Origin of the sequence: Thiomicrospira sp. ALE5, assembly GCF_900112445.1 — a bacterium.
In the GTDB taxonomy this organism is placed as follows: domain Bacteria; phylum Pseudomonadota; class Gammaproteobacteria; order Thiomicrospirales; family Thiomicrospiraceae; genus Thiomicrospira.
Genome location: NZ_FOYY01000005.1, coordinates 1 through 25,806 on the forward strand (window position 1 = coordinate 1; position 25,806 = coordinate 25,806).

At 44.4% G+C, this 25,806-nt stretch carries 40 protein-coding genes; 36 read left to right on the forward strand and 4 right to left on the reverse strand.

Translation table 11 applies throughout. The annotated features are described in order from the left end of the window. The 31 genes from BM293_RS08775 to BM293_RS08925 all read left to right on the forward strand — a co-directional run. Window positions 1-430: EF-Tu C-terminal domain-related protein (locus BM293_RS08775; protein ID WP_255360092.1), on the forward strand; the 430-nt coding region annotated here is incomplete at its 5' end. Between the two features lie 106 nt (window positions 431-536). After that, window positions 537-848, forward strand: coding sequence for a 30S ribosomal protein S10 (gene rpsJ / locus BM293_RS08780; RefSeq protein ID WP_093448921.1), 312 nt, complete (start codon window positions 537-539; stop codon window positions 846-848). A gap of 57 nt (window positions 849-905) precedes the next feature. Further along, on the forward strand, window positions 906-1,541 hold the full coding sequence (rplC, locus tag BM293_RS08785; RefSeq protein ID WP_093448565.1) for a 50S ribosomal protein L3: 636 nt from the start codon (window positions 906-908) through the stop codon (window positions 1,539-1,541). 25 nt (window positions 1,542-1,566) lie between these two features. Beyond that, a complete protein-coding gene (rplD, locus tag BM293_RS08790; protein ID WP_369793730.1) occupies window positions 1,567-2,172 on the forward strand; it encodes a 50S ribosomal protein L4 in 606 nt (201 codons plus the stop codon). Then, window positions 2,169-2,465: a 50S ribosomal protein L23 gene (gene rplW / locus BM293_RS08795; protein ID WP_093448569.1), complete on the forward strand. Its 297-nt coding sequence runs from the start codon at window positions 2,169-2,171 to the stop codon at window positions 2,463-2,465. The genes rplD and rplW overlap by 4 nt, the downstream gene beginning before the upstream one ends. 10 nt (window positions 2,466-2,475) lie before the next feature. After that, on the forward strand, window positions 2,476-3,306 hold the full coding sequence (rplB, locus tag BM293_RS08800; RefSeq protein ID WP_093448571.1) for a 50S ribosomal protein L2: 831 nt from the start codon (window positions 2,476-2,478) through the stop codon (window positions 3,304-3,306). Window positions 3,307-3,317: 11 nt separating this feature from the next. Then, complete coding sequence (gene rpsS, locus BM293_RS08805) at window positions 3,318-3,593, forward strand: 30S ribosomal protein S19 (RefSeq protein ID WP_006459607.1); 276 nt, start codon at window positions 3,318-3,320, stop codon at window positions 3,591-3,593. Window positions 3,594-3,603: 10 nt separating this feature from the next. Next, on the forward strand, window positions 3,604-3,936 hold the full coding sequence (gene rplV, locus BM293_RS08810; protein ID WP_093448573.1) for a 50S ribosomal protein L22: 333 nt from the start codon (window positions 3,604-3,606) through the stop codon (window positions 3,934-3,936). Between the two features lie 11 nt (window positions 3,937-3,947). Beyond that, window positions 3,948-4,637: a 30S ribosomal protein S3 gene (gene rpsC / locus BM293_RS08815; protein ID WP_093448575.1), complete on the forward strand. Its 690-nt coding sequence runs from the start codon at window positions 3,948-3,950 to the stop codon at window positions 4,635-4,637. A 13-nt stretch (window positions 4,638-4,650) separates the two neighbouring features. Next, the gene (gene rplP, locus BM293_RS08820; RefSeq protein ID WP_093448577.1) at window positions 4,651-5,064 is read left to right on the forward strand and encodes a 50S ribosomal protein L16; all 414 of its coding nucleotides are present in this window, start codon (window positions 4,651-4,653) and stop codon (window positions 5,062-5,064) included. Window position 5,065: 1 nt separating this feature from the next. Then, window positions 5,066-5,257: a 50S ribosomal protein L29 gene (gene rpmC, locus BM293_RS08825; protein ID WP_093448579.1), complete on the forward strand. Its 192-nt coding sequence runs from the start codon at window positions 5,066-5,068 to the stop codon at window positions 5,255-5,257. Between the two features lie 2 nt (window positions 5,258-5,259). Continuing rightward, the gene (gene rpsQ / locus BM293_RS08830) at window positions 5,260-5,523 is read left to right on the forward strand and encodes a 30S ribosomal protein S17 (RefSeq protein WP_093448581.1); all 264 of its coding nucleotides are present in this window, start codon (window positions 5,260-5,262) and stop codon (window positions 5,521-5,523) included. A 120-nt stretch (window positions 5,524-5,643) separates the two neighbouring features. Further along, window positions 5,644-6,012: a 50S ribosomal protein L14 gene (gene rplN / locus BM293_RS08835; RefSeq protein ID WP_093448583.1), complete on the forward strand. Its 369-nt coding sequence runs from the start codon at window positions 5,644-5,646 to the stop codon at window positions 6,010-6,012. Between the two features lie 10 nt (window positions 6,013-6,022). Further along, window positions 6,023-6,337, forward strand: coding sequence for a 50S ribosomal protein L24 (gene rplX / locus BM293_RS08840; RefSeq protein WP_093448585.1), 315 nt, complete (start codon window positions 6,023-6,025; stop codon window positions 6,335-6,337). 13 nt (window positions 6,338-6,350) lie between these two features. After that, window positions 6,351-6,890 carry a 50S ribosomal protein L5 gene (gene rplE / locus BM293_RS08845; RefSeq protein WP_093448587.1) on the forward strand — a complete coding sequence of 180 codons (540 nt, stop codon included), beginning with the start codon at window positions 6,351-6,353 and terminating at the stop codon, window positions 6,888-6,890. Between the two features lie 11 nt (window positions 6,891-6,901). After that, window positions 6,902-7,207, forward strand: a complete 306-nt coding sequence (gene rpsN / locus BM293_RS08850; protein WP_093448589.1) for a 30S ribosomal protein S14 — start codon at window positions 6,902-6,904, stop codon at window positions 7,205-7,207. A 10-nt stretch (window positions 7,208-7,217) separates the two neighbouring features. After that, window positions 7,218-7,613 carry a 30S ribosomal protein S8 gene (rpsH, locus tag BM293_RS08855; protein WP_093448591.1) on the forward strand — a complete coding sequence of 132 codons (396 nt, stop codon included), beginning with the start codon at window positions 7,218-7,220 and terminating at the stop codon, window positions 7,611-7,613. Window positions 7,614-7,623: 10 nt separating this feature from the next. Beyond that, window positions 7,624-8,157, forward strand: a complete 534-nt coding sequence (gene rplF / locus BM293_RS08860) for a 50S ribosomal protein L6 (protein ID WP_093448593.1) — start codon at window positions 7,624-7,626, stop codon at window positions 8,155-8,157. A gap of 8 nt (window positions 8,158-8,165) precedes the next feature. Further along, window positions 8,166-8,522, forward strand: a complete 357-nt coding sequence (gene rplR / locus BM293_RS08865; RefSeq protein WP_234968975.1) for a 50S ribosomal protein L18 — start codon at window positions 8,166-8,168, stop codon at window positions 8,520-8,522. Window positions 8,523-8,536: 14 nt separating this feature from the next. Further along, complete coding sequence (rpsE, locus tag BM293_RS08870; protein ID WP_093448596.1) at window positions 8,537-9,046, forward strand: 30S ribosomal protein S5; 510 nt, start codon at window positions 8,537-8,539, stop codon at window positions 9,044-9,046. Window position 9,047: 1 nt separating this feature from the next. Next, window positions 9,048-9,236, forward strand: a complete 189-nt coding sequence (gene rpmD / locus BM293_RS08875; RefSeq protein ID WP_093448598.1) for a 50S ribosomal protein L30 — start codon at window positions 9,048-9,050, stop codon at window positions 9,234-9,236. 1 nt (window position 9,237) lies between these two features. After that, window positions 9,238-9,672, forward strand: coding sequence for a 50S ribosomal protein L15 (rplO, locus tag BM293_RS08880; protein ID WP_093448599.1), 435 nt, complete (start codon window positions 9,238-9,240; stop codon window positions 9,670-9,672). Window positions 9,673-9,674: 2 nt separating this feature from the next. Next, window positions 9,675-11,003, forward strand: a complete 1,329-nt coding sequence (secY, locus tag BM293_RS08885; RefSeq protein ID WP_093448601.1) for a preprotein translocase subunit SecY — start codon at window positions 9,675-9,677, stop codon at window positions 11,001-11,003. Between the two features lie 87 nt (window positions 11,004-11,090). Next, window positions 11,091-11,447: a 30S ribosomal protein S13 gene (gene rpsM, locus BM293_RS08890; RefSeq protein ID WP_093448603.1), complete on the forward strand. Its 357-nt coding sequence runs from the start codon at window positions 11,091-11,093 to the stop codon at window positions 11,445-11,447. An 18-nt stretch (window positions 11,448-11,465) separates the two neighbouring features. Then, window positions 11,466-11,855: a 30S ribosomal protein S11 gene (gene rpsK / locus BM293_RS08895; protein ID WP_093448604.1), complete on the forward strand. Its 390-nt coding sequence runs from the start codon at window positions 11,466-11,468 to the stop codon at window positions 11,853-11,855. Between the two features lie 11 nt (window positions 11,856-11,866). Beyond that, window positions 11,867-12,487 (forward strand): 30S ribosomal protein S4, encoded by a 621-nt coding sequence (gene rpsD / locus BM293_RS08900; protein WP_093448606.1) that lies wholly within the window; start codon window positions 11,867-11,869, stop codon window positions 12,485-12,487. A gap of 24 nt (window positions 12,488-12,511) precedes the next feature. Then, on the forward strand, window positions 12,512-13,498 hold the full coding sequence (gene rpoA / locus BM293_RS08905; RefSeq protein WP_093448607.1) for a DNA-directed RNA polymerase subunit alpha: 987 nt from the start codon (window positions 12,512-12,514) through the stop codon (window positions 13,496-13,498). A gap of 18 nt (window positions 13,499-13,516) precedes the next feature. After that, window positions 13,517-13,912, forward strand: a complete 396-nt coding sequence (gene rplQ / locus BM293_RS08910) for a 50S ribosomal protein L17 (protein ID WP_093448609.1) — start codon at window positions 13,517-13,519, stop codon at window positions 13,910-13,912. A gap of 41 nt (window positions 13,913-13,953) precedes the next feature. Beyond that, window positions 13,954-14,691: a TatD family hydrolase gene (locus tag BM293_RS08915; protein ID WP_093448611.1), complete on the forward strand. Its 738-nt coding sequence runs from the start codon at window positions 13,954-13,956 to the stop codon at window positions 14,689-14,691. A gap of 1 nt (window position 14,692) precedes the next feature. Continuing rightward, complete coding sequence (locus tag BM293_RS08920; protein WP_093448613.1) at window positions 14,693-15,421, forward strand: tRNA threonylcarbamoyladenosine dehydratase; 729 nt, start codon at window positions 14,693-14,695, stop codon at window positions 15,419-15,421. 2 nt (window positions 15,422-15,423) lie between these two features. Next, window positions 15,424-16,569, forward strand: a complete 1,146-nt coding sequence (locus BM293_RS08925; RefSeq protein WP_093448615.1) for a hypothetical protein — start codon at window positions 15,424-15,426, stop codon at window positions 16,567-16,569. On the opposite strand, the gene lysA is transcribed toward BM293_RS08925, so the two are convergent. Continuing rightward, entirely contained in the window at window positions 16,562-17,812 is a 1,251-nt protein-coding gene (gene lysA / locus BM293_RS08930; protein ID WP_093448617.1) for a diaminopimelate decarboxylase, read from the reverse strand. The genes BM293_RS08925 and lysA overlap by 8 nt on opposite strands. Further along, window positions 17,809-17,982, reverse strand: coding sequence for a lipoprotein (locus tag BM293_RS10295; protein ID WP_200770630.1), 174 nt, complete (start codon window positions 17,980-17,982; stop codon window positions 17,809-17,811). Before BM293_RS10295 ends, lysA begins: the two co-directional genes overlap by 4 nt. Before the next feature lie 71 nt (window positions 17,983-18,053). On the opposite strand from BM293_RS10295, the gene BM293_RS08935 reads away from it, so the two are divergent. From BM293_RS08935 to BM293_RS08950, 4 genes are read left to right on the forward strand one after another with little or no spacing between them, the layout of a single operon-like run. Continuing rightward, on the forward strand, window positions 18,054-18,731 hold the full coding sequence (locus BM293_RS08935; RefSeq protein ID WP_093448618.1) for an alpha/beta hydrolase: 678 nt from the start codon (window positions 18,054-18,056) through the stop codon (window positions 18,729-18,731). Window positions 18,732-18,741: 10 nt separating this feature from the next. Beyond that, window positions 18,742-19,131: an acyl-CoA thioesterase gene (locus tag BM293_RS08940; protein WP_093448620.1), complete on the forward strand. Its 390-nt coding sequence runs from the start codon at window positions 18,742-18,744 to the stop codon at window positions 19,129-19,131. A gap of 22 nt (window positions 19,132-19,153) precedes the next feature. Next, window positions 19,154-20,371, forward strand: a complete 1,218-nt coding sequence (gene coaBC, locus BM293_RS08945; protein WP_093448622.1) for a bifunctional phosphopantothenoylcysteine decarboxylase/phosphopantothenate--cysteine ligase CoaBC — start codon at window positions 19,154-19,156, stop codon at window positions 20,369-20,371. A gap of 4 nt (window positions 20,372-20,375) precedes the next feature. Beyond that, window positions 20,376-20,927: a mechanosensitive ion channel domain-containing protein gene (locus BM293_RS08950; RefSeq protein WP_093448624.1), complete on the forward strand. Its 552-nt coding sequence runs from the start codon at window positions 20,376-20,378 to the stop codon at window positions 20,925-20,927. 2 nt (window positions 20,928-20,929) lie between these two features. Here BM293_RS08950 and uvrA read toward each other — a convergent pair whose 3' ends face one another. After that, a complete protein-coding gene (gene uvrA, locus BM293_RS08955) occupies window positions 20,930-23,737 on the reverse strand; it encodes an excinuclease ABC subunit UvrA (RefSeq protein WP_093448625.1) in 2,808 nt (935 codons plus the stop codon). Window positions 23,738-23,862: 125 nt separating this feature from the next. After that, entirely contained in the window at window positions 23,863-25,173 is a 1,311-nt protein-coding gene (locus BM293_RS08960) for a HipA domain-containing protein (RefSeq protein WP_093448627.1), read from the reverse strand. Window positions 25,174-25,516: 343 nt separating this feature from the next. Between BM293_RS08960 and BM293_RS08965 the strand changes: the two genes are divergently transcribed. Next, complete coding sequence (locus BM293_RS08965; protein ID WP_093448629.1) at window positions 25,517-25,801, forward strand: DUF2442 domain-containing protein; 285 nt, start codon at window positions 25,517-25,519, stop codon at window positions 25,799-25,801. Window positions 25,802-25,806 lie beyond the last annotated feature (5 nt).

Sequence of the window (25,806 nt, forward strand, 5' to 3'; positions counted from 1 at the left end):
TAAAACGACCGTAACCGGTGTTGAGATGTTCCGTAAGTTGTTAGACCAAGGTGAAGCAGGCGATAACGTTGGTGTTCTATTACGTGGTACTAAGCGTGAAGACGTAGAGCGTGGTCAAGTACTAAGCCATGTTGGTAAGATTAATCCACATACGCAGTTTGAAGGCGAAGTGTACGTGTTATCAAAAGAAGAAGGTGGTCGTCATACCCCATTCTTTAATGGTTACCGTCCACAGTTCTACTTCCGTACAACTGACGTAACGGGTGCATGTGAACTCCCATCAGGCGTAGAAATGGTTATGCCGGGTGACAACATTCAAATGACGATCACCCTAATCAACCCAATCGCAATGGACGAAGGTCTACGTTTTGCGATTCGTGAAGGTGGTCGTACCGTTGGTGCGGGTGTTGTTTCTAAGATCTTGAAGTAATCAATAACTATTGATTAATTAGGTTTTAGGGTATATAATCCGCAACCTTATTAGCAGTAGGCATATGCCTGCTGCTTTTATTTTTTTTATAAAGCGAGAAGTGTTTATGGCAACTCAAAATATTCGTATTCGCTTAAAAGCGTTTGATCATCGTTTGATAGATCAGTCAGCTAAAGAGATTACTGAAACGGCTAAGCGTACTGGGGCACAAGTTAAAGGTCCTATTCCGATGCCAACGCGTAAAGAACGTTTTACTGTGTTGATTTCACCGCATGTAAATAAGGATGCGCGTGATCAATATGAGATTCGCACTCATAAAAGAATGCTAGATATCGTTGATCCAACTGATAAAACTGTAGATGCACTAATGAAGCTAGACCTAGCTGCAGGTGTTGATGTTCAGTTGGAATTACGTTAGTTAGCGATAGAAGCCATCAATCGTAATGGCGGATTGCAATAATAAGAGGTATTTTTAATGAGTATTGGTATCGTTGGAAAGAAAGTTGGAATGACACGCATCTTTAATGATGAAGGTGTGTCTGTTCCAGTTACAGTGGTTGAGGTTTCACCAAATCGTGTGACTCAGCTTAAAACGATCGAGAACGATGGTTATGCTGCAGTTCAGGTAACCGCCGGCTCAAAGCATTCTGGACGTGTTAATAAGCCAGCTGCGGGTCACTTTGCTAAGGCAGGTGTTGAAGCAGGTGAAGGTTTATGGGAGTTCCGAGTAACAAATGATGAGTTATCTGCCTATGAAGTGGGCGCTGAGCTCACCGTTGCACAGCTGGCAGATACGCCAGTTGTCGATGTGATTGGTAAGACCAAAGGTAAAGGCTTTCAAGGTGGTGTTAAGCGTCATAACTTTAGAACGCAGGATGCAACACATGGTAACTCACTGTCTCATCGTGTCTTAGGTTCAATTGGTCAAAACCAAACACCTGGTCGTGTTTTTAAAGGCAAGAAAATGGCCGGTCACATGGGTGATGTGCGTCAAACTACGCTTAATCTAGACCTGGTTAAGGTTGATGTTGAAAACAATCTACTCTTAATCAAGGGTGCTGTTCCTGGAGCAAAAGGTGGAACAGTTATCGTGCGTAAAGCAATTAAGTAAGGTGGGCGCAATGGAATTAAAAATGATTGAATTAGCAACGGGTAATCAGGCAGGTACTGTTGGCGTTTCAGACGCAGTATTTGGTGTTGATTTCAATGAAACACTGGTTCACCAGGTTGTCGTTGCCTATATGGCTGGTGCGCGTTCGGGTACCAAGAAGCAGAAGACACGCTCTGAAGTTAGAGGTGGTGGAATTAAACCTTGGCGCCAAAAGGGTACGGGTCGTGCCCGTGCCGGTACTATCAGAAGCCCACTGTGGGTTGGTGGTGGTCGTGCTTTTCCAGGTCACAACCGTGATTTTAGTCAAAAAGTAAATAAAAAAATGTACCGTGGCGCAATGAAATCAATTCTTTCTGAGTTGAATCGTAACGGTCGTTTAATTGTTGTTGATGATTTTAAAGTAGAGGCACCAAAAACACGCGAGTTTAAAGCTAAGCTTGCACAGCTTGGTGTTAATGATGCGTTGATTGTCACAGAGGCGTTTGATGAGTACTTGTACTTATCATCACGTAATTTGTATCAAGCAGATGTTTGTGATGTTGCCTCAATTGATCCACTGAGTCTTGTTGGTTTCAAAAACGTAGTGATGACTCAGGGTGCTGTTAAGCAGTTAGAGGAGAAATACGCATGAGTAATGAGCGTCTATTAAAAGTATTGCTAGCGCCGCATGTGTCTGAAAAGAGTGCCTTAATGGCTGACAGTAAGTCGCAGTATGTCTTTAAAGTTGCACCAGATGCGACTAAGAATGAAGTAAAGCAGGCCGTTGAAAGTCTGTTTGATGTGCAGGTGGAGTCTGTTAATGTGCTAAATCTTAAAGGTAAGCGCAAGATGTTTAAGGGCCGTCCTGGTAAACGTAATGGTGTAAGAAAAGCCATTGTAAAATTAACCGCCGGTCAAGAAATAGACTTTGTTGCGGGTGAATAAGGAGTAATTTATGGCGATTATTAAGAAATCAAAACCTACTTCTCCCGGACGTCGCTTCGTAGTTAGTATCGTTGAGCCTGGATTGCATAAGGGTGATCCTTATGCTCCGCTGCTCGAGAAGAAAAGTAAAAAAGGCGGTCGTAACAATACCGGTCGTATTACAGTAAGACATACAGGTGGTGGGCATAAGCAACATTACCGTTTAATCGATTTTAAACGTAATAAAGACGGGATCCCTGCCGTTGTTGAACGCTTAGAGTATGACCCAAACCGTACGGCAAACATTGCCCTGATTAGATATGCAGATGGTGAGCGTGCTTATATTCTTGCTCCGCGCAATCTTAAGGCGGGTGACAAGGTTGAATCTGGTGTTCATGTAAATATTAAAGTTGGTAATACATTGCCGTTGCGTAACATACCAGTAGGTACCGTCGTTCATGCCCTAGAAATGCGTCCAGGAAAAGGTGCTCAAATAGCCCGTAGCGCCGGTGCATCCGTACAAATTGCTGGCAAGGAAGGCTCTTATGTTTTAGTTAAGTTACGTTCAGGTGAAATGCGCAAAATTCACGTTGAATGTAGAGCAACTATTGGTGAGGTTGGAAATACCGAACATAATCTCCGCAAGCTAGGTAAAGCTGGTGCTAAAAGATGGCGTGGTGTTCGTCCAACTGTTCGTGGTGTTGCAATGAACCCGGTAGACCATCCACATGGTGGTGGTGAAGGTCGTACCTCTGGTGGTCGTCATCCCGTGACGCCTTGGGGTGTGCCGACTAAAGGTAAGAAAACTCGTAGCAATAAGCGTACAAATAATATGATTGTACGTCGTCGTAATAGTAAATAAGGAAGGACATAATGCCACGTTCAGTTAAAAAAGGACCTTTTGTAGATCATCACTTGGCAAAGAAAGTGATTGAGGCGCAAGAATCTGGTAATAAACGTCCAATTAAAACTTGGTCAAGACGTTCAATGATCTTGCCAGATATGATTGGTTTAACCATAGCCGTGCATAACGGCAAAGAGCACATTCCTGTTTTCGTTTCAGAGAACATGGTAGGTCACAAGTTAGGTGAGTTTTCTATGACTCGTACCTATCGTGGTCATGCTGCTGATAAGAAAGCTAAGCGATAGGAGATATAAGATGCAAGTTAGTGCAACACATAAATTCGCTCGTATTTCTCCACAGAAAGCACGTTTAGTAGCAGACCTTATTCGTGGTAAAAGTGTTGAGTCGGCAGTAAATATTCTTGCTTTTAGCGATAAAAAGGCCGCTGATTTGATGAAGAAGGTATTAAACTCTGCCATTGCTAATGCTGAGAACAATAATGGTGCCGATGTTGATGAGCTTCTAGTAACAGCTGTGTTTGTGGATGAAGGTCCATTAATGAAGCGTATGAGAGCCCGTGCGAAAGGTCGAGGAAATCGTATCATTAAGCGCATGAGTCATATCACTGTTACTGTTGGCGAAAAATAAGGAGAGCCATTATGGGTCAAAAAGTACATCCAATTGGTATTCGTCTCGGCATTGCAAAGGATTGGAATGCACGTTGGTATGCGGATAGCAAAAATTATTCAGACTTCCTTGTAAGTGACATTGAAATTCGTAATGAATTAAACAAGAAGTTAAAGAATGCATCAGTTAGTAAAATTCATATTGAACGCGTAGCGAATGGTATTCGCGTTACTATTCATACTGCCCGTCCTGGTATTGTGATTGGTAAGAAGGGCGAAGATATTGAAAAATTGAAAGCTGATCTTGTCAAAAAAACTGGCTTGCCAGTTAACATAAATATTGAAGAAGTTAAGAAGCCAGAATTGGATTCAAAGCTTGTTGCAGAAAGCATTGCACAGCAATTAGAGAAGCGTATCCAGTTTCGTCGTGCGATGAAGCGCGCTGTCGGAAATGCGATGCGTCTTGGTGCGCAGGGTATTAAGGTCGCTATTGCTGGTCGCTTGAACGGAGCTGAAATTGCCCGTACAGAATGGTACAGAGAGGGGCGTGTACCGCTTCACACTCTTCGAGCTGATATTGATTATACAAGTTATGAAGCTGATACAACGTACGGTAAGCTAGGTGTTAAGGTTTGGATTTTTCACGGCGAAAAGCTTGGCAAATTGTCTTTAACTTCTAATGATAATCAAAAACAACCTAAAGGCAAGAAAGGCCGTAAATAAAAGGATTTAGACCATGTTAATGCCTAAGCGTACTAAATTTAGAAAAGTTCAAAAAGGACGTAACCGTGGTTTGGCTCTAGCTGGTAGCAAAGTCAGTTTTGGTGAGTATGGTTTGAAGGCTGTAGAACGTGGCCGTATAACATCTCGTCAAATAGAGTCGGCTCGTAGAGCGATGACACGCCATATCAAGCGTGGCGGTAAAATTTGGATTCGTGTTTTCCCTGATAAGCCTATTACCAGTAAGCCTCTTGAGGTTCGTATGGGTAAAGGTAAGGGGAGCGTTGAATACTGGGTTGCTCAGATTCAACCAGGTCGTGTCCTTTATGAAGTTCAGGGTGTCAATGAAAGCCTAGCGCGTGAAGCGTTTAGTTTAGCTGCCGCTAAACTTCCTTTCAAAACACAGTTTGTAATCAGAACGGTGATGTAAGATGACTAGTAAAGAACTAAGAGAAAAAAGTCCTGAGGATTTGAACACTGAGTTGCAGGCTTTATTAAAGGAGCAGTTTAACCTAAGAATGCAACAAGCTACTGGTCAATTAGCAAGTACTGCACAGTTAAAAACAGTTAGGCGTTCAATTGCTCGTGTAAAAACCATCATTCGTGAAAAAGTGAGTGTATAATAATGAGCTCAGAAAATGTAAAAGCAAGAACGCGTGCTGGTGTAGTTGTTAGTAATGCAATGGATAGTTCAATCGTTGTGCTAACCGAGCGTTATGTTAAGCACGCTAAGTATAAAAAGTATGTTAAGAAGTCTACTAAAATAATGGCTCATGATGCTGATAATCAGTGTCAGGTTGGTGATAAGGTTACGATTCAAGAATGTCGTCCTCTGTCAAAAAGTAAGTCTTGGACTTTAGTAGAAATTAACGAAAAAGCTAAAATCTAACAATATTGGTTTTTGTTTTTTCACCGCTGATGTAACTAAGCCTTTTGGAACTGGTTACGCAGCGGTTTTTGTGTTATTATTAATTATTTGGCTGATTTATAGCAAATTTGGAGTGCCGCTATGATTCAAATGCAAACAATTTTAGACGTTGCAGACAACAGTGGTGCAAAGCGTGTGCAATGTATCAAAGTGTTGGGTGGTTCTAAGCGCCGATATGCGAGCGTTGGAGATGTAATTAAGGTTTCTATTAAAGAAGCTGCACCGCGTGGGAAGGTTAAAAAAGGCGATGTTTACAACGCTGTCGTTGTAAGAACTGCGAAAGGCGTGCGTCGTCCAGACGGTTCATTAATTCGTTTTGATGGTAATGCCGCTGTTATTCTTAATAGTAAGCAAGAGCCAATTGGAACTCGTATTTTTGGACCAGTAACACGTGAATTGCGTACAGAGAAATTTATGAAAATTGTTTCTTTAGCGCCAGAAGTGTTGTAAGGGGAAAAGAATGAATCGTTTAAGAAAAGGTGATGAAGTGATTGTCATCACAGGTAAAGACAAAGGTAAAAGAGGAACAGTCTCTAAATTTGTTACTGCCGATAAAGTTTTGGTTGATGGAATTAATCTTGTAAAAAAACATACAAAGGCTAATCCAATGACAGGTTCACAAGGTGGTATTGTGACGAAGGAAATGCCAATTCACATTTCAAATGTAGCGTTATTGAACCCTGAGACACAGAAAGCAGATAAAGTTGGATTTCGTGTTGAAGATAATGTGAAGGTTAGATATTTCAAGTCAACAGATAAAGCGGTTGACGCTTAATTGGATTGGTGAAATGGCAAGATTAAAACAAGTATATAAAGAACAAATAGTACATAAGCTGGTTGAGCAGTTTGGCTATAAGTCCGTTATGCAGGCGCCAAAAGTTACCAAAATTACCCTAAACATGGGCGTTGGTGCGGCGTTAGCTGATAAAAAGATTTTAGATAATGCTTTAGCAGACATGGAAGCAATTACTGGTCAGAAGCCTGTTAAGACATTGGCTCGTAAGTCAGTGGCTGCTTTCAAGGTTCGTCAGGGCTGGCCGATTGGCTGTAAAGTGACATTGCGTGGTGAGAGAATGTATGAATTCCTTGACCGCCTTATCAATATTTCCCTACCACGTGTACGTGACTTTCGTGGCCTTAATGCAAAATCATTTGATGGCCGTGGTAATTACACAATGGGCGTTAAAGAGCAGATTATCTTCCCAGAGATTGAGTTTGAAAAGGTTGATATGATGCGCGGTATGGATATTAATATTGCGACAACTGCGCAGACAGATGCTGAAGCTAAAGCTTTGCTAGAAGCTTTTAATTTCCCATTTAAGAAATAAAAGGAATTGAAATGGCAAAGACTTCAATGAAGATGCGCGAAGCAAAGCGTACAAAAACAGTTGCGAAGTATGCAGAAAAACGTGCTGAACTAAAGGCTAAATCTGTAGACATGAGTCTTTCATATGAAGAGCGTATGGAAGCAATGGACAAGTTGGCTCGCCTGCCACGTAATGCCTCGCCTGTTAGACAACAGCGTCGCTGCAAATTAACAGGTAGACCTCATGCTGTTTACAAGAAGTTTGGTTTATCACGAAATATGCTTCGTTTATATGCAATGCAGGGCGACGTACCTGGTTTAAGAAAAGCTAGTTGGTAGGATTTTATTTATGAGTATGTCAGATCCAATCGCCGATATGCTAACGCGTATCAGAAACGGTCAAATGGCGGGTCACAAGAGCGTCACTATGCCGTCTTCAAAATTAAAAGCATCAGTTGCAAAATTATTGGCTGATGAAGGTTATATAGAAAAATTTGATGTTAAGGATCTAAACGGTAAGATGACTCTTTCTGTAGATCTGAAATATTATCAAGGACAGCCTGTTATTGAATTGTTAAAGCGTGTTAGCCGTCCAGGATTACGCGTTTATAAGAACAAGGATGAGTTGCCTAAAGTTATTGGTGGCCTAGGTGTCGCTGTTGTTTCAACATCAAAAGGCATTATGTCTGATCGTCAAGCTCGTGAAGTGGGTGTTGGTGGTGAGATCTTATGCTATGTAGCTTAAGGAGAGATTTATGTCAAGAATAGCAAAAGCTCCCATTACGCTACCTTCTGGTGTCGATATTAAAGTCGAAGATAATATGGTTTCTGTGAAGGGTGCAAAAGGTGCGGTAACAGGTCCATTAAATAAGTCTGTAAGCATAACTAATGATTCTGGTGTATTAACCTTTGCACCTAATGGCAATGCTGTTGATGGCTGGGCTCAGGCAGGTACTGCACGCTCACTGGTTAACAATATGATTATTGGTGTTACAGAGGGTTTTGAAAAACGCCTGAAGTTAGTTGGTGTTGGTTACCGTGCTCAGGTTCAGGGTAATGTTGTAAACCTTACGCTTGGTTTTTCACATCCGGTTGCTCATAAGTTACCTGATGGTGTTACTGCTGAAACACCTAGTCAGACTGAGATTGTTTTACGTGGTGCTGATAAGCAGGTTGTAGGACAAGTTGCTGCACAAATACGTGGCTACCGTCCACCTGAGCCTTATAAAGGTAAAGGTGTTAAGTATGCTGATGAGCGTATTTTGCGTAAAGAAGCTAAGAAGAAATAAGGTTGGTAATCATGGATAGTAAACAATCAAGACTTCGTCGTGCCAAGAAGACACGTGCTAAGATCAGTGAACTGAATATGCCACGTCTATGTGTCAATCGTACACCACGTCATATCTATGCGCAGCTAATTGCTGCTGATGGTGCCACTGTTATTGCTGCTAGCTCTACGGTACAAGCTGACGTTAAAAGTGCTGTCAAGTATTCAGGTAATAAAACTGCGGCTGAAGTTGTCGGAAAAGCGATTGCTGAAAAAGCAAAGTCGGCAGGAGTGACCAAAGTTGCTTTTGATCGTTCAGGTTTTAAATACCACGGTCGTGTACAGGTCCTTGCTGACGCTGCACGTGCAAATGGTCTAGAGTTTTAAGATAAGGGTTGATTATGTCTTCACAAGAATTGCAAGATGGTCAAGACGGCTTAATCGAGAAATTAGTTTCAGTACGTCGTGTTGCTAAAGTAGTTAAAGGTGGTCGTGTATTCTCCTTCTCTGCACTTACTGTGGTAGGTGATGGTGAAGGACGCATTGGCTTTGGAAGTGGTAAGGCAAGTGAAGTTCCTGTTGCAATTAAAAAAGCAATGGAGCAAGCACGCCGTAACATGCGTAATGTCCATTTGAATGATGGTACGCTTGAGTATCCAATCAGTTTTGAACAAGGTGCTGCTAAAATTGTAATGTTACCAGCTTCCGAGGGTACTGGTGTTATTGCAGGTGGTAGTATGCGTTCTGTATTGGAAGCGGCAGGTGTAAGAAACGTACTTGCGAAATGTATTGGTACTACACGTCCAGTAAATGTTGTTAGAGCTACAGTCAATGCACTTACTTCAATGCATTCACCTGATTACATCGCTGCTAAGCGTGGTAAAACAGTAAATGAGATTGTAGGTGGATAAGATGGCAGATAAAAAAAGAATTAATGTCACTTTAGTTAAAAGTATTATTGGTCGTTTACCTAATCATAAGGCCTGTGTAAAAGGTCTTGGATTGCGTAGAATGCATCACACGGTTTCAGTGATTGATACTCCTGAAAATCGTGGCATGATCAATAAAGTTTCTTATTTATTAAAAGTAGAGGAAGCCTAAGATGTTTTTAAATACATTAGCGCCTTCTGAAGGAACTAAACGTGCACGTAAACGCGTTGGACGTGGTCAAGGTTCTGGTCTTGGTAAAATGGGTGGACGTGGTCATAAAGGTCAGAAGTCGCGCTCAGGCGGATTTCATAAAGTTGGCTTTGAGGGTGGTCAAATGCCAATTCAGCGTCGTCTGCCGAAAGTTGGCTTTACATCAATGAAAGCTATGGTTACCACTGAGATTAGGCTTGATACGCTTAATCGTCTAGATGCAGTTGAAATTGACCTTGAAACATTAAAGGCGGCTAATCTTATCGGAAAGAAAATTCGCTTTGTTAAGGTGGTCAACTCCGGCGAAATTAATCGTGCGGTTAAGTTAAACGGAATCAAGGCTACTGAATCAGCTAAGCAAGCAATTGTTGCTGCTGGTGGAAGTGTAGATATTTAAATATGAATAGTCCTGCAATAGCTCAATCTGGTAGTTCTTCCCAAGGTTGGGGTGATTTAAAGGCACGTTTATTATTTGTTCTGGGTGCTCTAATTGTGTTTAGGTTAGGCACTCATATACCTGTTCCGTCGATTGATCCAATTGCACTTGCTGCGATGTTTGAACAACAACGCGGTACTGTTTTGGATATGTTTAACATGTTCTCTGGTGGTGCGTTAGAGCGTCTATCAATACTTGCATTGGGTATTATGCCGTATATTTCTGCGGCTATTATTATGCAACTTTTGACCGCTGTGTCACCAACACTAGAGCAGTTGAAAAAGGAAGGCGAGGCTGGTCGACGTAAGATAACGCAATACACTCGCTATGGTACCGTTGTACTTGCAACCTTCCAAGCTATAGGTGTTTCAATCGCGCTACAGGCACAAAATATAAATGGTATGCCAGTTGTTGTAAACCCTGGGCCATTGTTTATGGTAACCGCTGTTGTAACACTAGTTAGTGGGACAATATTTCTAATGTGGTTGGGTGAACAAATCACCGAACGTGGTATTGGCAATGGTATTTCGTTAATTATTTTTGCAGGTATCGTTGCTGGCTTACCATCTGCCTTGGGTGGAACCCTGGAACAGGTTCATACTGGTGCATTGCATGCAATTACTGTAATAATACTATTATTGTTAGTTGCCGCTGTTACTGCATTTGTAGTTTTTGTTGAAAGGGGGCAAAGACGGATCCCGGTTCAGTATGCCCAGAGAATGAGAGGTCGTAAGCTATATGGTGGACAAGAAGGACATTTGCCACTTAAGCTTAATATGGCTGGTGTAATACCGCCCATCTTCGCCTCAAGTATTATTCTATTCCCAGCATCATTGGGTGGTTGGTTTGGTTCATCGGATAACATGAGTTGGTTAAAGGATATTGCGACAACCCTGGCTCCCGGCCAGCCGTTGTACATAATGTTCTATGCGCTTGCTATCATGTTTTTCTGCTTCTTTTATACTGCAATTGTATTTAATCCAAAGGATACAGCAGATAATTTAAGAAAGTCGGGTGCTTTCTTACCAGGTATTAGACCAGGACCTCAAACAGCTAGATATATCGACACCATAATGGGTCGATTAACACTTGCTGGCGCAGTGTACATAACCGCAGTGTGTTTATTACCTGAGTTTTTAATTCTGTATTGGAATGTTCCCTTCTATTTTGGGGGTACAGCGTTACTGATTATAGTAATTGTTGTTATGGACTTTATGACACAGATACAAGCTCAGTTAATGTCCGGTCAATACGAAAGTATGATGAAGAAGGCTAATTTAAAAGGGCGATAGTTTTTTTACTCTAGCCTAGTTTTTGAGCGCGAAAACAAGTATAATCGCCTGTTTTCGCAAAATAGAATTTTTTAGGGGAGCGTCAATATGGCACGTATTGCCGGCGTAAATTTACCGCTAAACAAGCACATTGTTATCGGTTTAAGATCAATTTATGGTATTGGTCAAACAACAGCGCAAAACCTTTGTACTGTTGCCAACATTGATCCAACAACTAAGGTTAGAGATATGACCGAAGACCAGTTGGAATCTTTACGTGTTGAAATTGCAAAATATAAAATTGAGGGTGACCTTCGTCGTCAAGTCTCGATGAATATTAAACGTTTAATGGATATGGGTTGCTACCGTGGTATTCGTCACCGCCGTAGTTTGCCATTACGTGGTCAGCGCACAAAAACAAATGCGCGTACACGTAAAGGGCCCAAGAAACCAATTAAAAGATAAGCATAGCTGAGATAAATTATGGCAAAAGCAAATACGCGTGCAAAGAAGAAAGTTAAGCAGGTTATTAGTGATGCGGTTGCGCATGTGCATGCTTCTTTCAACAATACTATTGTTACAATCACTGATCGCCAAGGTAATGCACTTTGTTGGGCTACTGCAGGTGGTAGTGGTTTTCGTGGTTCAAGAAAAAGTACACCTTTTGCAGCGCAGGTCGCTGCAGAGCGTGCCGGCCAGATGGCTCACGAATACGGCGTGAAAAATATGGATGTTATGGTAAAGGGTCCAGGCCCTGGTCGTGACTCTGCCGTTCGTGGTTTAAATAGTGCTGGATTTAAAATTACTTCGATTTCTGATGTGACACCTATTCCACATAATGGCTGTCGTCCATCTAAGAAACGTCGTGTTTAAGGGATAATTTCATGGCAAGATATATTGGTCCAAAGTGTAAATTAGCACGTCGCGAAGGAACTGATCTGTTCCTAAAAAGCGGTGCTCGTAGCATTGATTCTAAATGTAAAATTGATCAGGTGCCTGGTCAACACGGTGCACGTCGTACACGTGTTACTGAATATGGCACCCAGCTACGTGAAAAACAAAAGGTTCGTCGTATTTACGGTGTACTAGAAAAGAAGTTTCGTCTTTATTACAAAGAAGCTGATCGTCGTAAAGGTTCAACAGGTGTAAACCTGTTACAAATTCTTGAAAGCCGTTTAGATAATGTTGTATACCGTATGGGCTTTGCCTCTACGCGTGCCGAAGCACGTCAATTAGTATCGCATAAAGCTATTCAAGTAAATGGCCAAACTGTAAATATTCCTTCTTATGAAGTATCAGCCGGTGATGTGGTCGCTATTCGTGAGAAGTCACGTAATCAATCGCGTATTGCTCAAGCGTTAGAGCTATCTGCAAAAATGGGTCAAGCTTCTTGGGTAGAGGTAGATGCCAAGGCTTTTCAAGGAACATTTAAATCAGTTCCGGACCGCAGTGATTTATCATCTGATATCGCTGAAAACCTTATCGTAGAGCTTTACTCTAAGTAATAAAAATTTTGGAGATGACTCCTGATGCAAGAGATGTTAGAACAGTTGTTAACCCCGCGTCTTGTTGACATCAAAAGAATTAGTGCAACGCATAGTCGTGTAACGCTAGAACCTCTTGAACGTGGTTTTGGACACACGCTAGGCAATGCACTAAGACGTATTTTATTGTCCTCTATGCCCGGTGCAGCTATAACTGAGGTTCAGATTGATGGTGTGTTACATGAATATTCTTCTATTGAGGGTGTTCGTGAGGACGTGCTAGAAATTCTATTGAATCTGAAAGAGGTTGCGGTCAAGCTTAATACACGTCAGTCTACCGAGATGAGTCTGTCTGTTGTTGGGCCTGCAGTTGTACGCGCTAAGGATATTCAAGTTGATCACGATACTGAGATATGTAACCCAGATTTGGTTATAGCACATCTTGGTGACGGTGCGAAACTTGCAATGGATTTGCGTGTCGAAAAAGGTATTGGATATAGTGCTGCTACTCAAGGTGATCAAGCTGCTGGAACGGTAGGATTTCTTAAATTAGATGCTAGCTTTAGTCCAGTTCATACTGTAAGTTACTCGGTTGAGAACGCTCGTGTTGAACAGCGTACTGATTTAGATAAACTTATTTTAGATGTAGTGACTAATGGTACTTTAGATCCTGAAGATGCAATCAAACAGGCTGCAACGGTATTGCATTATCAGTTGAATGCCTTTGTTGACTTGAAGCATCAGGAAGTTGAGGCACCTCAGGAAGAAGAAAATGAATATGATCCTATTTTCTTACAACCTGTTGATGACTTAGAGCTTACAGTTCGTTCAGCGAACTGCTTGAAGGCAGAGCAGATTTACTATATTGGTGACTTAGTACAACGTACTGAAGCGCATTTATTAAAAACGCCAAACCTGGGTAAAAAGTCATTACAAGAAATCAAAGATGTTCTTGCTCAGCGTGGCTTAGGTTTGGGTACTAAATTAGACAATTGGCCACCATCAAGTTTGGTGGGTAAAGAGTCAGCGTAATTTTAGAAGGAAGCTATTATGCGTCATCGTAAGAGTGGTCGTAAATTAAACCGCAATAGCTCGCACCGTAAGGCGATGTTCAAAAACATGTCTGCCTCTTTGATCGAACATGAAATGATCAAAACGACGGTAGCGAAGGCTAAAGAATTGCGTAGTGTTGCAGAGCCGTTAATTACTCTTGCAAAAGAAGACAGTGTTCATAACCGTCGTCTTGCTTTTGCACGTTTAGGTAGTAAAGCGGCAGTTGGTAAGTTATTTTCAGATTTAGGTGTTCGTTACCAGGGTCGTCCAGGTGGATACATTCGTATCCTTAAGTGCGGTTACCGTGCTGGTGATAACGCTCCTATGGCTATTGTTGAGTTAGTTGATCGTCCTGTTTTGGATGTTTCAGCTGCTCCGGCAGAAGCTGAATAGTCTAAAACCGGCGCAAGCCGGTTTTTTTTAACCTAAAATTTATGTTGTTGTTTGACAGTCATGCCCATCTAGACAGTATTGCTTATCCAAAATCTGTTGATATATCCAATGTCATTGCTGTCTCTGTAGATTTAAAAACATCTCTGTACTTTTCTTCCTGTTCTTCCTTAAGTCGAAACTTAAATGTTTATCCGTTTGTTGGTCTGCATCCATGGTTTATTGAACGTAATTTTGAATTTGATTTGACTAGCCTTAGGCAGCTGATTATAGAATCCGGTAATTCAATTTATGGCATGGGTGAGATTGGCCTCGATTATTACCATAACTCTAGTAATAAAATAGAACAGCAGGCCTGCTTCGAAGCTCAGATAGCAATGGCAGCCGAGTTTAGCTTGCCTGTCTCAGTTCACTGTGTAAAAGCTTTTAACGATTTGTATGCCATTTTAAGATTATCATCTGTAAATGGTGTGATACATAGTTTCCCATTAAAGCGTCAGGAAGCAAAACGGTTGGTTTCATTGGGGCTTAAATTAGGATTAAATCCCCGAATTATTACCTCTAATATGACTGAACGTCATGCTTTTTATCAGCAGTTTCCTTTGAGCGTTTGGGTAGTGGAGTCTGATTTTCCCAATTTAAATCGTGACAATGTTTGCTATGACCCGCGTTTGGGTATGCTTGCATTAATCAAGGATTTGGCACTTGCTTATGGAATTAGTAATGAAGAGGTTGCGGTTCAAATTTATAATACTACCCAACAGTTATTGATGAGAGCGTGAAATGAACCTAAGAGATCCTCTGTTTGAACGCAGTTTGCTGGTTTTTAATGAACAGACTTTACTAGACCTAGCAAATGCCAGGATTTTAATCGCCGGCGTGGGCGGTGTTGGAGGGTTTGTGGCTGAAGCCTTGGCGCGTGCCGGGGCTGAAAATATAACACTTGTTGATCATGATCGTGTGTCTGCATCTAATAAGAACCGTCAAATCGTTGCACTCGATAATACGCTAGGTGAGTTAAAAGTAGATGTGATGGCAGATCGAATTGCGCAGATTAATCCTAGTTGTCAGGTTGTTTGCCGGGCCGCGTTCTTTGCTCCCGAGTCCATGGCGGAGCTTGTTGCGTCCTTTGATGTTGTGATTGATGCAATTGATAGTCTTAATTGTAAGGTGGCATTGGTTGCTGAAGCTGTTAAGCAGCGAAAGCGTATTTTTTCTAGTATGGGTGCGGGTCGGCGGATTGATCCAACCAAAATTATGGTGACAGATATTAGTCTTACACATACCTGCGGTCTTGCTCGTGTCATGCGACAGCGTCTTAGGAAGTTGGGGATAAAAAAAGGTGTGCCAGTGGTGTTCTCAACAGAGCTTCCAAAAGAGCCCGGCCCGATGGAAGCCATTGCTAATGCGCGTGGGCGGGTAGTGAATGGTACGGCGAGTTACATGCCAGGTATTTTTGGTTTGACCTTAGCAGGCCTGGTGATTAAATCATTCTCTGAGGCGTCGAGTTAATAATGGATGCGCGAGTCCGTTCTTGGTTAAATCGTCATCTATATGAGGATGAAGCGGGCGGTATTATTTTGCCCTATAGTCTGCTCGATCAAAAACATCCCGATTTGCGCATTCCCAGTTGGGATGAAATGCTCACAGATCAGGCGGCCATTCCGCGTTATCCAGCTAAGCTGAATTTGTTATCCTGGCCAGTGCATGGGCGTCTGCAACGCTGGCAGTCTGCGATTCCTGCATGGATTAAAGAGAGTGTTGCGTTGTTTGAAACGCACCAACTAAGTCTGCTTCATTATGCAGCGCGCTATCCACAGTTATTGGAAGTGCTTGATCAGGCGCCCGTTATGGCGTGGAAATTAGTGAGTATGCCCGGTCAGGAAGAAGATCGACAGCGCCTGCTAAATGGTAAACGATCAGATTTAATGGCGGCTTTGGGTGTTGAGTCGCAGCAAGAGGGCGCACGTTTTTTGCGTCAGCTACGGTTGCGTCAGGTTTCGCCAATTATTCTGGATCAGATTGATACCTGCTTGGTTGATAGGCAACGACTCGCAGGGTTGAGTCAGTTGCCGCGCGTCAATTCAATGGCGCTGGCCTTAGCCGCACGCTTCCCGGCTTTGATTGGTTGCCGATTGCACCGAACGCTGGCACAACTGCCTTGCCGTCCTATGCAGTGTCAGTCGATGATTGCCTTGTTGGAAGATGTGTATGCACTCGCAGCTTTCTTGGATACTGAGGCTGGTGAGCAGATTGGTGAGTGTCGTTATCTTACTGATGTGGAATCTCTCTATCAAAGTTGGATTGAGCAATCTATTGCCGTTATGAATTACGCTCAATTACAGTTAACATCACAGCCACAGCGTCTTAAAACACTTGCTGAGTTTGTAGCGCTCAGTCGCCTGCAGAACCAGGCCTGGTGGTGTGATTTTGAACAGCCGCACCATCAGTTGTGGGCATGGCTGGAGGATCAAACGCCTGTAGGTGTGTTGATATCGGAAGTGAACCAGCCGAATACAACTTCAAATGACTCAAACCGATATCAAGCTAGACCTTATCAATTGGTACGCATTCGTCAAGGCAAGAATCAACTCCCTTCGGCAAACTTAATCGCCAAAGTAGAGTTGTGGTTAGTTAGCTTAAATCAACGACCTAATTAATAAGTTGCTCTTTGCCCATTAAGTCGTCATAGGTTTCGCGTGGACGCACTAACCAGGCCTGCTGATTATGTACCATCACTTCAGCCGCGCGTGGCCGAGTGTTGTAGTTAGAGCTCATGGTGAAGCCATAAGCGCCCGCTGACATTACCGCCAATAAATCGCCGGCCTGCAGATTTAACAATCGGTTTTTACCTAAAAAATCCCCCGTTTCACAAACTGGCCCCACGACGTCCCATTCTACGGTGGTGCCCTCGTTTCTAGGGGTAACGGGAATAATGTCTTGATAGGCTTGATAAAGCGCGGGGCGAATGAGGTCATTCATGGCGGCATCAATAATGGCAAAGTTTTTGTGTTCGGTGGGTTTAAGGTATTCCACCTCGGTCACCAAAATCCCCGCATTACCTGCGATAGCGCGACCCGGTTCAATAATGACCTCAATGCTGGGGTCATTCAGTTCGGTTAAGAGCGCGGCCAAATAATCGCTAATCGCCGGCGGCGTTTGATCTGTATAGCGAATGCCTAAGCCGCCGCCTAAATCTAAATGGTGAATATCAATACCCAGTCCTGCGAGGGTTGTTTTGAGCTCTAAGACCTTTTTCAGCGCATCGACAAAAGGAGCGATTTCGGTGAGTTGTGAGCCAATATGGCAATCAATGCCGATCACTTTGATATTCGGTAAAGCGGCCGCTTGTTGATAAAGTGCTGGCGCAGTCACAATATCTACGCCAAATTTATTTTCTTTTAAGCCGGTGGAAATGTAAGGGTGTGTTTTGGCATCAACATTTGGGTTGACGCGAATCGAAATCGGCGCGATTTTATCCATGCGAGCCGCAACGGCCTGAATGCGTGCCAGCTCGGCGTGGGATTCGATGTTAAAGCAACGGATGCCTACCGTGAGGGCGCGTTCAATCTCGACTTCTTTTTTAGCCACACCGGAGAACACCACTTTATTAGCTTGGCCACCGGCGCGCAGCACGCGTTCTAGTTCACCTTGCGACACAATATCAAAGCCGGACCCTAATTGGGCGAGCACTTGCAAAACCGCAAGATTAGAATTGGTTTTGACCGCATAGCAAACGAGGTGAGGTTGGCTGCCAAAAGCCTGATTAAATGCCTGCCAGCGTTGCTCTAGTTCGGTTCGAGAGTAGATGTAAAGCGGTGTACCATAGGTTTTAGCGAGCTCAGTAACAGCCTTGCCTTCTGCAAATAATTGGTTGTTTTGGTAGTGAAAAATGTCGCTCATCGGGTTTCCTTGAAGGCTAAAGCCGGTTTGAATTCGTTTGGCGTCGCTTGGTGCGCGGCGGTGTGCACCTTGTCTGGCAACGTGAGTGGCCCCTTTTTGCCACATCCACCCATTAACCACAGGAGGCTGATCAGCAGGCCTGCTTTAAAGCCAGTTGATTTTAAAGACATGTGCAGCCTCCAGCGCAAGGGGTTAAAATGGGCCTATTTTAGCAGACTTTTAAAACAGATAGGACAGACGAATGAGTAAGCTTGCCCCGGTGATTATTGAACCACAAAGCCCTGCCACCGCCGCCGTCATTTGGCTACATGGCTTAGGCGCAGATGGCCATGATTTTGCCGAGGTTGTACCGAGTCTAAATTTGCCGGCTAGTCATGGCATACGATTTGTGTTTCCGCACGCACCTGTTCAACCAGTGACCATTAATGGCGGTATGACGATGCGCTCATGGTTTGATATTCGTTCGATGGACTTAATGAATGATGTCGATTCAGCGGGTATTCGTGTGTCGTGTCATCAGGTTTATAAGCTTATCGAACAGCAGCGTGATAGCGGTATTGATGAACAGCGGATTGTGTTAGCCGGCTTTTCGCAAGGTGGTCTAGTGGCCTTGCATGCTGGTTTAAGTTATGACCACGCCTTGGCGGGGATTATGGCGCTATCGACCTGGTGCCCGTTAGTAGAGCAGTTTTATTTACATCGCCAAATGCCCATTTTTATCGCACATGGCCAGCAGGATCCTATTATTCCATTGCAGTTGGGCGTCCAAGCGCGTGATGATTTAATGGCAAAAGGCTATGGAGTGCAGTGGCAAGTCTATCCGATGCAGCATCAGGTCTGTGCTTCAGAACTCGATGCCATTGGACAGTGGCTGCAACAGGTATTACGCCTAGAGTTAGCCGTCGCAGACGGATTATAAGGAGCTGAATATGTTTACGATTTCGTTACGGGTTCGCGATTATGAATGTGATTTACAAGGTGTGGTCAACAATAGTGTTTATATGAATTATCTTGAACATGCCCGCCATGAATTTTTATTAGCGCACAAGGTTAATTTTGCTGAACTAACGGCCCAGCACATTCATTTGGTGGTTACCCGTGCTGAACTGGACTATAAGGGCTCATTGCGCCCCCAGGATGATTTTTATATCACCGTGGAATGCGTTAAAGAATCGCGGCTACGCTTTGCTTTTTTGCAGCATATTTATCGGTCTGAGGATGATAAACTCATTATGCAAGCGAAGGTGGTGGGTACGGCCCTAAATCCGCAAGGACGCCCTGAAATCCCTGCGCAGTTAGATGCGTTATTTACCAACTGATATTATTGAGTAATAGAAAACGATGAAGATATTATTGGGTGTCAGTGGCGGTATTGCGGCTTACAAAGCCTTGCAGCTCGTCAGGTTACTGGTGAAAGCCGGCCATCAAGTGCAAGTGGTCATGACCGAGGGCGCTAAACAGTTTGTGCAGCCGTTGTCTTTTCAAGCGCTATCGGGACGTCCGGTTCGGGATAGCCTATTTGATTTAGCGCAAGAAAATGGCATGGGGCATATTGAATTGGCGCGTTGGCCCGATTTGATTGTGTTAGCACCGGTGTCGGCCAATTTACTGGCACGTTTGCGGGTTGGCATGGCCGATGACCTATTAACCACCTTGTGTTTGGCTAGCGACCGGCCCATTCTGTTTGCACCCGCGATGAATCAATTAATGTGGGCAAATAGCGCGACGCAAGACAATGTGGCGGCATTGATGGCGCGAGGATGGCAGCTGATAGCGCCCGGTGAAGGTGAGCAGGCCTGCGGTGATGTGGGTGCGGGTCGCTTAGCGGAGCCAGATGATATAGCCCGAGCTGTCGCCGCTTATCATTCAGCGTCTGCAATAGCTGAAACAAGCCATCAGCAGGCCTGGTTAGGTAAAAAACTACTGATTACCGCTGGCCCTACTTTTGAAGATTTGGATCCGGTGCGTTTTATTGGTAATCGGAGTTCTGGGCAAATGGGCTTTGCCATCGCGGCCGCGGCGGCGCAACAAGGTGCCGAGGTCACCCTAATCGCCGGTCCTGTTAATTTGGATACGCCAACAGGTGTTACACGGATTAATGTTCGTTCGGCCATGCAAATGTTTAGCCAAGTGCAGGCCCATTATGCCAGTGTCGATGTGATGATTGGTGCTGCTGCGGTTGCGGACTATCGCCTAGCGCAACCCTCGTCACACAAAATTAAAAAACAACCCAATCAAGATGAACTCACACTGACATTGATTAAAAATCCCGATATTATCGCTTGGGTCGCGCAGCAGGTTGATAAGCCTTACGTGGTGGGCTTTGCTGCTGAAACTCAACAGCTAGTTGACTATGCGCGTCAAAAACGCCTGCAGAAGGGTTTGGATATGATATGCGCCAACCAAGTGGGTGATGGCCAAGGTTTTGAAGTGGATGAGAATGCTTTGTTGGTGATGACCGCAACGGATGAGGTCGCCTTACCTAAGCAGGCCAAGTACAGCCTTGCTGTGGCGTTATTGGCGCAATTACGTAAACAACTAGATATAACAAAAGGGTGAAGCCTTGGACGAGTATCGTTGGATTTATCAGCTATTATTTAGTGCATTGGTTTTAGCAGGCTATAGCGGCTTATTTCATTTAACCCAGCGTGCCGTGCGCTCATGGGGTGAGCGGCATCGTAATCAAATACAGCGGATTAACCAGGTCGTTATTTATTTTAAAGTGATTTTGTTGGTCATGTTACTGGTGGTGTTGGCGTTGATTTGGGGCTTCGATTATCGGGGTTTCTGGGTGGTGGCCAGCTCGGTGTTAGCGGTCATGGGGGTGGTGTTATTTGCGCAGTGGTCGATTTTGAGCAATGTGACTTCTGGTGTGATTGTCTTTTTTACTTTTCCAGCGCGAGTCGGTGATGAAATCGAGATTATTGATGGCGCCAATTCGGTGCGCGGTAAATTAGATGATATAGGTTTGTTTCAAATCAGAATCATTGATAAAGAGCAGAATGTGTTGGTGTATCCCAATAATTTACTGCTCCAAAAACCGGTTAAGCGCTGGCAGCATGAACCGGTTAAAAAAGCAGAGCGATTAAGCTGGCAAGGCCGTACCGAGCGATAGCGTTACTTTAACCAGGATTTTAGATAGTAACCTGTGTGTGAATCAGGATTATGCGCAACATCTTCCGGTGTGCCGGTGGCAATAATTTGGCCACCGCCCGCACCACCTTCGGGGCCGAGATCGACCAGCCAATCGGCGGTTTTAATCACATCGAGATTGTGTTCGATAATCACAATGGTGTTGCCGCGATCACGCAATTCATAGACGACCTTCATCAGTTGTTCGATATCGTGGAAATGCAAGCCGGTGGTCGGTTCATCCAAAATATACAGCGTGTTGCCGGTATCGCGTTTGGACAGTTCTTTGGCCAGTTTCACGCGCTGGGCTTCACCACCGGATAGGGTGGTCGCGCTTTGGCCGAGTTTAATATAACCGAGTCCAACATCCATCAGGGTTTGCAATTTGCGCGCCAAAGCCGGAATCGCATCAAAAAACGCGCGCGCGTCTTCCACTGTCATCTCCAGAATGTCGTGAATGGTTTTGCCCTTGTACTGAATTTGCAGGGTTTCGCGGTTATAGCGCTGGCCGTGACAGACATCGCAGGGCACATAGACATCTGGCAGAAAATGCATTTCGACTTTAATCACGCCATCACCTTGGCAGGCCTCACAACGCCCCCCTTTGACGTTAAAGCTAAAGCGTCCCGGGTTATAACCGCGTGTGCGGGCTTCTGGCGTGGCGGCCAGTAATTCACGAATCGGCGTGAACAAACCGGTATAGGTGGCCGGATTGGAGCGCGGTGTGCGACCAATCGGACTTTGATCGATATTCACCGCTTTGTCAAAATGCTGCAAGCCTTCTACTTTTTGGTAAGGCGCAGGTTCGCCTAAGGCGCCATTAAGATCCCGCGCAGCAATTTTGCTCAGGGTTTCGTTAATTAACGTCGATTTGCCTGAACCCGATACCCCGGTAATGCAAGTTAGCAGGCCTGCTGGAATTTCTAGGGTCACGTCTTTAAGGTTATTGCCCGTTGCACCAATAATTTTCAGCCAATTTTTGCCCGGTTTAACCCGTTGTTGCGGCACTTCGATTTTGCGCTTACCGCTAAGGTATTGGCCGGTTAGCGATTGTGGGTTAGCTTTGACTTCGTCCGGCGTGCCTTGCGCCATAATGCGCCCACCGTGAATGCCGGCACCGGGGCCAATGTCTAATACATAGTCAGCGGCGCGTATCGCATCTTCATCGTGTTCGACGACTATCACGGTGTTGCCTAGGTCACGCAAATGGGTCAGGGTGCGCAGCAAACGGTCGTTATCACGTTGATGCAACCCAATCGAGGGTTCGTCCAAGACATACATCACGCCTACCAAGCCTGCACCTATCTGACTGGCAAGGCGAATACGTTGCGCTTCGCCACCGGAGAGGGTGTCGGCGCTGCGATCCAGGGTCAAATAGTTCAAACCAACATTCACCAAAAACGACAGGCGTTCACGGACTTCTTTTAAAATCGGTGCGGCAATTTTGCCTTTCGCGCCCGGCAGGCTGAGTTGGTCAAAAAATGCATACAACTCGCCGACCGATTTATGGGTCAGTTTAGGCAGGGTGATATCAGCGACAAACACATGGCGCGCTGCTTCGTTCAAACGCTCACCGCCACAGGTTTTACAGGGGGTGGTGACGCGATATTTATCCAGCTCATCGCGCACGGTTTTGCTTTCGGTTTCTGTGTAGCGTCGCTCCATATTGGGCAGTACGCCCTCAAAGCGGCGAACTTTTGCATAGCGGCCATGCGGTAATGCAAGCTTTTCGCGGCCTGAACCATACAGCACGATTTGGCGGGCTTTTTCATCCAACTCTGCCCAGGGCGTTTCCATATCAAAGCCATAGTGGGTCGCCACGGCCAATAAAATATCGTAATAGTATTTATGGCGGCGATCCCAACCGCGAATCGCGCCGCCTGCTAAACTCAGTTCTGGATGCGTAATCACGCGTTGCGGATCAAAGCTTTCTTTGACGCCTAAGCCGTCACAGGAAGGGCAGGCGCCATGCGGGTTGTTAAAGGAGAATAAACGCGGTTCGAGTTCCGGCACGCTATAGCCGCAATGCGGGCAAGAGAACTTGTCTGAAAACAACAGTTCAAAGTCATCGTCTTCGTCCATCGGTACCACACGCGCCAAGCCATCGGACAAGCGCAATGCGGTTTCAAAGGATTCGGCCAAGCGTTGTTTCAGATCTTCGCGCACTTTGAAGCGGTCAATCACCACTTCGATATCGTGCTTTTTGTTTTTATCGAGCGCAATCGAGCCGTCTAAATCCATTAAGCGGCCATTAATGCGCGCACGAATAAAGCCTTGGGCTTGCAATTCATCTAGCAGATTGTTGTGCTCACCCTTGCGGCCACGTACCACGGGCGAGACCAATAAACATTTGGTGCCTTCCGGCAGTTCCAAGGTGCGATCGACCATTTGGCTGACGGTTTGGGCTTCCAGGTCAACATCGTGGGTCGGGCAGCGCGGTGTGCCGGCGCGGGCGTACAATAAGCGTAGATAATCGTAAATTTCGGTGACGGTGCCGACGGTCGAACGTGGGTTGTGGGAGGTGGATTTTTGCTCAATTGAAATTGCCGGTGACAAACCTTCAATATGGTCTAAATCGGGTTTTTCCATCACCGATAAAAACTGGCGTGCATAGGCAGACAGCGATTCGACATAACGGCGCTGGCCTTCGGCGTAGATGGTATCAAACGCCAAGGATGATTTGCCTGATCCCGACAGGCCGGTAATCACAATCAGCTTGTCGCGCGGCAAAGTGACATCAATATTCTTTAAATTATGCGTCCGCGCCCCGCGAATAATAATCTTCTCAAGCATGACCAACCCGCCCAAATTAAGCAAAACGCAGATTATAACATGATTCGTTTTTACACCGATTTAACAAGCAGGCTTGGTGAGCAGTCGCTTGATTTTTCCTTAAAGACTGAGGGGGCTTTTTTGCCTCAATCTGGGATCTGCGGAATAACCTTTTCGTTGATAAATTGCCTGAACTCCGCTGAAAGAAAAGGCTCTTGGGCTAGGTTCTTCCAAAAGCGCGTTGCATAGTGTTTTACGCCATTAAGTCCGAACTTTTTGACTTTAACCGATTCTGGCCAGCTAAATTGTAATGGCGCAACTTCACCGTTACTTTTGGGTGCAAACCCCATCGAACACATGTCATAAATCGGCAAAAGAGCAAAAATATCCCGATGGGTTGCAAAACTGATATTGCCCAAGTGCGTATCGGTATTATGGATGTAGCGCGCAAAGGCAGACAAAAATTCAACCTTGATGTAGTCCTGTTCAGTGAGTAAACCTTGCTGCAAAAGTTGAAAGCAACTGTCCATCCAGCTTACGCCGGATCCGACGAATTCCGCATCAATCACCTCAAGTGATAGCATGGAGCGCCGACCATTTTTCCCCGAACGATCAAAGCGCTTGGATTCGAGAAACAGACGCTCGTGACCCTCGAAAATATGGGTTTCAGCGGCGGTCACAAAGCCGGTTTCATTGAGCACTTTGGCGGCATAGTGCTCTGTAATAAGCACATCCTTCCAGCGGCGCGCGTTCGCGTCATTGCCTTTGGGTGAAAACTTAACAATAACATGCGCGTCAATGTCCGTGCAAAAGGTGGCGAATTTTTGATGTTCACCACCGGCAGAAGAAACCAGTACATCTTCATCCATAATATGATCGGCGAGCGTAATGTATTCCTTGCGTGAATGCGTTGTGAAAGGAGTATGTAATTGCAAGGCGGCATTATTGCCAAATTTTAAATTACCAATGCTGTTGTCAGGATTTGCCAGCAAGTAACGGCCAATATGCTCGGTTTTCCAATCTTTTAGATGCGCGGGAAAACTTTCATCCACGCGAGATAGCTGCTCAGCAATTTTTTTGCCCAGAAAACCTTTCGGTGCCATATCAACTAAGAAAAACGGCAAGTCATCAAATAGACCATTTTTGGCTTCACCCAGAAAAACTCTGGGCATGTTTTGATGTTCTTTAATAAAAAAGCCACCGGCGGCTAAGGGGCGAAGCTTTGCAATACAGGTTGGTTTGCCAAAGTTATCCATCTCCCAAATAAGAATGCTGTCGCCCACGCCAAATTTTGCTGTGGTCAGGGCATATTTTGGACTGCGTCCATTAGCAATTCTAACAACGCGATCCCCGAGCTTGTTGATTTGCAAGCCAACTTGGCGTTGGGTGAGGTTGCAGGCGGTTTGGATTTGTTTGCTGGTGGCAATCAGGGATTGCAAGTAATCTTCGACGTTCATAGGATGTGTTTTATGTAGTATATAATGTCGTATATTTAACCATTAATTTTTAATAATAACAATAAGTTATGATATTTTGTGTTTTATTTTATGTTGTAAATTTTTTGGATTTTATAAGTATAACTAGACGGCTTAATTAATGATTGTGAAGGTTATTTGGTTGAAAAGTCAGAATCAAGGCAAAATTGAAGTATTGATTTTGTAGTGAATTAGCAGGCCTGATTAGATTTTCAGTTGGTTTTCACCTAGTTAATTAACCTTGTTATTGAGGTCAAATTCTGAATAATGACCTAACAAGCTTGATTAAAAAAATTGATCCTTTAGATTGCTGGGAGTCTTCTGTATGTGGCATTTCAATGAGATTGTTCAAGCAGACTATCGCGGTGACTATCGGTTTTATATCGCTTATGACGATGGTATAGCGGGTCAAGTGGATTTGAATTACTATCTTGAAAAAGGCCGAGTTTTTGAGCCTCTGAAGGACAAGGCGTTTTTCGCGCAAGCGAAGGTGGAATGCGGTACCTTGATTTGGCCGAATGAGGCCGATATTGCGCCAGAAACCTTGTATGAAAAGGTTGTCGCACAAATGCAAAAAGTCGCCGAACCGGTTTTCGGTTATAAGGTTTGATGGCT

What these genes read in the sequence shown, in the direction of transcription:
- rplB (WP_093448571.1), top strand. Translation starts at nt 2,476, where the DNA reads ATGGCGATTATTAAGAAATCAAAACCTACTTCTCCCGGACGTCGCTTC.
- BM293_RS08915 (WP_093448611.1), top strand. Translation starts at nt 13,954, where the DNA reads ATGTTGTTGTTTGACAGTCATGCCCATCTAGACAGTATTGCTTATCCA.
- rpmD (WP_093448598.1), top strand. Translation starts at nt 9,048, where the DNA reads ATGGCAGATAAAAAAAGAATTAATGTCACTTTAGTTAAAAGTATTATT.
- rplQ (WP_093448609.1), top strand. Translation starts at nt 13,517, where the DNA reads ATGCGTCATCGTAAGAGTGGTCGTAAATTAAACCGCAATAGCTCGCAC.
- rplC (WP_093448565.1), top strand. Translation starts at nt 906, where the DNA reads ATGAGTATTGGTATCGTTGGAAAGAAAGTTGGAATGACACGCATCTTT.
- lysA (WP_093448617.1), bottom strand. Translation starts at nt 17,812, where the DNA reads ATGAGCGACATTTTTCACTACCAAAACAACCAATTATTTGCAGAAGGC.
- uvrA (WP_093448625.1), bottom strand. Translation starts at nt 23,737, where the DNA reads ATGCTTGAGAAGATTATTATTCGCGGGGCGCGGACGCATAATTTAAAG.
- rpsQ (WP_093448581.1), top strand. Translation starts at nt 5,260, where the DNA reads ATGAGCTCAGAAAATGTAAAAGCAAGAACGCGTGCTGGTGTAGTTGTT.
- rplE (WP_093448587.1), top strand. Translation starts at nt 6,351, where the DNA reads ATGGCAAGATTAAAACAAGTATATAAAGAACAAATAGTACATAAGCTG.
- BM293_RS10295 (WP_200770630.1), bottom strand. Translation starts at nt 17,982, where the DNA reads ATGTCTTTAAAATCAACTGGCTTTAAAGCAGGCCTGCTGATCAGCCTC.
- rpsD (WP_093448606.1), top strand. Translation starts at nt 11,867, where the DNA reads ATGGCAAGATATATTGGTCCAAAGTGTAAATTAGCACGTCGCGAAGGA.
- rpsS (WP_006459607.1), top strand. Translation starts at nt 3,318, where the DNA reads ATGCCACGTTCAGTTAAAAAAGGACCTTTTGTAGATCATCACTTGGCA.
- rpoA (WP_093448607.1), top strand. Translation starts at nt 12,512, where the DNA reads ATGCAAGAGATGTTAGAACAGTTGTTAACCCCGCGTCTTGTTGACATC.
- BM293_RS08925 (WP_093448615.1), top strand. Translation starts at nt 15,424, where the DNA reads ATGGATGCGCGAGTCCGTTCTTGGTTAAATCGTCATCTATATGAGGAT.
- rplW (WP_093448569.1), top strand. Translation starts at nt 2,169, where the DNA reads ATGAGTAATGAGCGTCTATTAAAAGTATTGCTAGCGCCGCATGTGTCT.
- rpsK (WP_093448604.1), top strand. Translation starts at nt 11,466, where the DNA reads ATGGCAAAAGCAAATACGCGTGCAAAGAAGAAAGTTAAGCAGGTTATT.
- rpsM (WP_093448603.1), top strand. Translation starts at nt 11,091, where the DNA reads ATGGCACGTATTGCCGGCGTAAATTTACCGCTAAACAAGCACATTGTT.
- rplP (WP_093448577.1), top strand. Translation starts at nt 4,651, where the DNA reads ATGTTAATGCCTAAGCGTACTAAATTTAGAAAAGTTCAAAAAGGACGT.
- coaBC (WP_093448622.1), top strand. Translation starts at nt 19,154, where the DNA reads ATGAAGATATTATTGGGTGTCAGTGGCGGTATTGCGGCTTACAAAGCC.
- rplV (WP_093448573.1), top strand. Translation starts at nt 3,604, where the DNA reads ATGCAAGTTAGTGCAACACATAAATTCGCTCGTATTTCTCCACAGAAA.
- rpsJ (WP_093448921.1), top strand. Translation starts at nt 537, where the DNA reads ATGGCAACTCAAAATATTCGTATTCGCTTAAAAGCGTTTGATCATCGT.
- BM293_RS08920 (WP_093448613.1), top strand. Translation starts at nt 14,693, where the DNA reads ATGAACCTAAGAGATCCTCTGTTTGAACGCAGTTTGCTGGTTTTTAAT.
- rplO (WP_093448599.1), top strand. Translation starts at nt 9,238, where the DNA reads ATGTTTTTAAATACATTAGCGCCTTCTGAAGGAACTAAACGTGCACGT.
- BM293_RS08960 (WP_093448627.1), bottom strand. Translation starts at nt 25,173, where the DNA reads ATGAACGTCGAAGATTACTTGCAATCCCTGATTGCCACCAGCAAACAA.
- rplF (WP_093448593.1), top strand. Translation starts at nt 7,624, where the DNA reads ATGTCAAGAATAGCAAAAGCTCCCATTACGCTACCTTCTGGTGTCGAT.
- BM293_RS08940 (WP_093448620.1), top strand. Translation starts at nt 18,742, where the DNA reads ATGTTTACGATTTCGTTACGGGTTCGCGATTATGAATGTGATTTACAA.
- rpsN (WP_093448589.1), top strand. Translation starts at nt 6,902, where the DNA reads ATGGCAAAGACTTCAATGAAGATGCGCGAAGCAAAGCGTACAAAAACA.
- rplX (WP_093448585.1), top strand. Translation starts at nt 6,023, where the DNA reads ATGAATCGTTTAAGAAAAGGTGATGAAGTGATTGTCATCACAGGTAAA.
- rplN (WP_093448583.1), top strand. Translation starts at nt 5,644, where the DNA reads ATGATTCAAATGCAAACAATTTTAGACGTTGCAGACAACAGTGGTGCA.
- rpsH (WP_093448591.1), top strand. Translation starts at nt 7,218, where the DNA reads ATGAGTATGTCAGATCCAATCGCCGATATGCTAACGCGTATCAGAAAC.
- BM293_RS08935 (WP_093448618.1), top strand. Translation starts at nt 18,054, where the DNA reads ATGAGTAAGCTTGCCCCGGTGATTATTGAACCACAAAGCCCTGCCACC.
- BM293_RS08965 (WP_093448629.1), top strand. Translation starts at nt 25,517, where the DNA reads ATGTGGCATTTCAATGAGATTGTTCAAGCAGACTATCGCGGTGACTAT.
- rpsC (WP_093448575.1), top strand. Translation starts at nt 3,948, where the DNA reads ATGGGTCAAAAAGTACATCCAATTGGTATTCGTCTCGGCATTGCAAAG.
- secY (WP_093448601.1), top strand. Translation starts at nt 9,675, where the DNA reads ATGAATAGTCCTGCAATAGCTCAATCTGGTAGTTCTTCCCAAGGTTGG.
- rpmC (WP_093448579.1), top strand. Translation starts at nt 5,066, where the DNA reads ATGACTAGTAAAGAACTAAGAGAAAAAAGTCCTGAGGATTTGAACACT.
- rpsE (WP_093448596.1), top strand. Translation starts at nt 8,537, where the DNA reads ATGTCTTCACAAGAATTGCAAGATGGTCAAGACGGCTTAATCGAGAAA.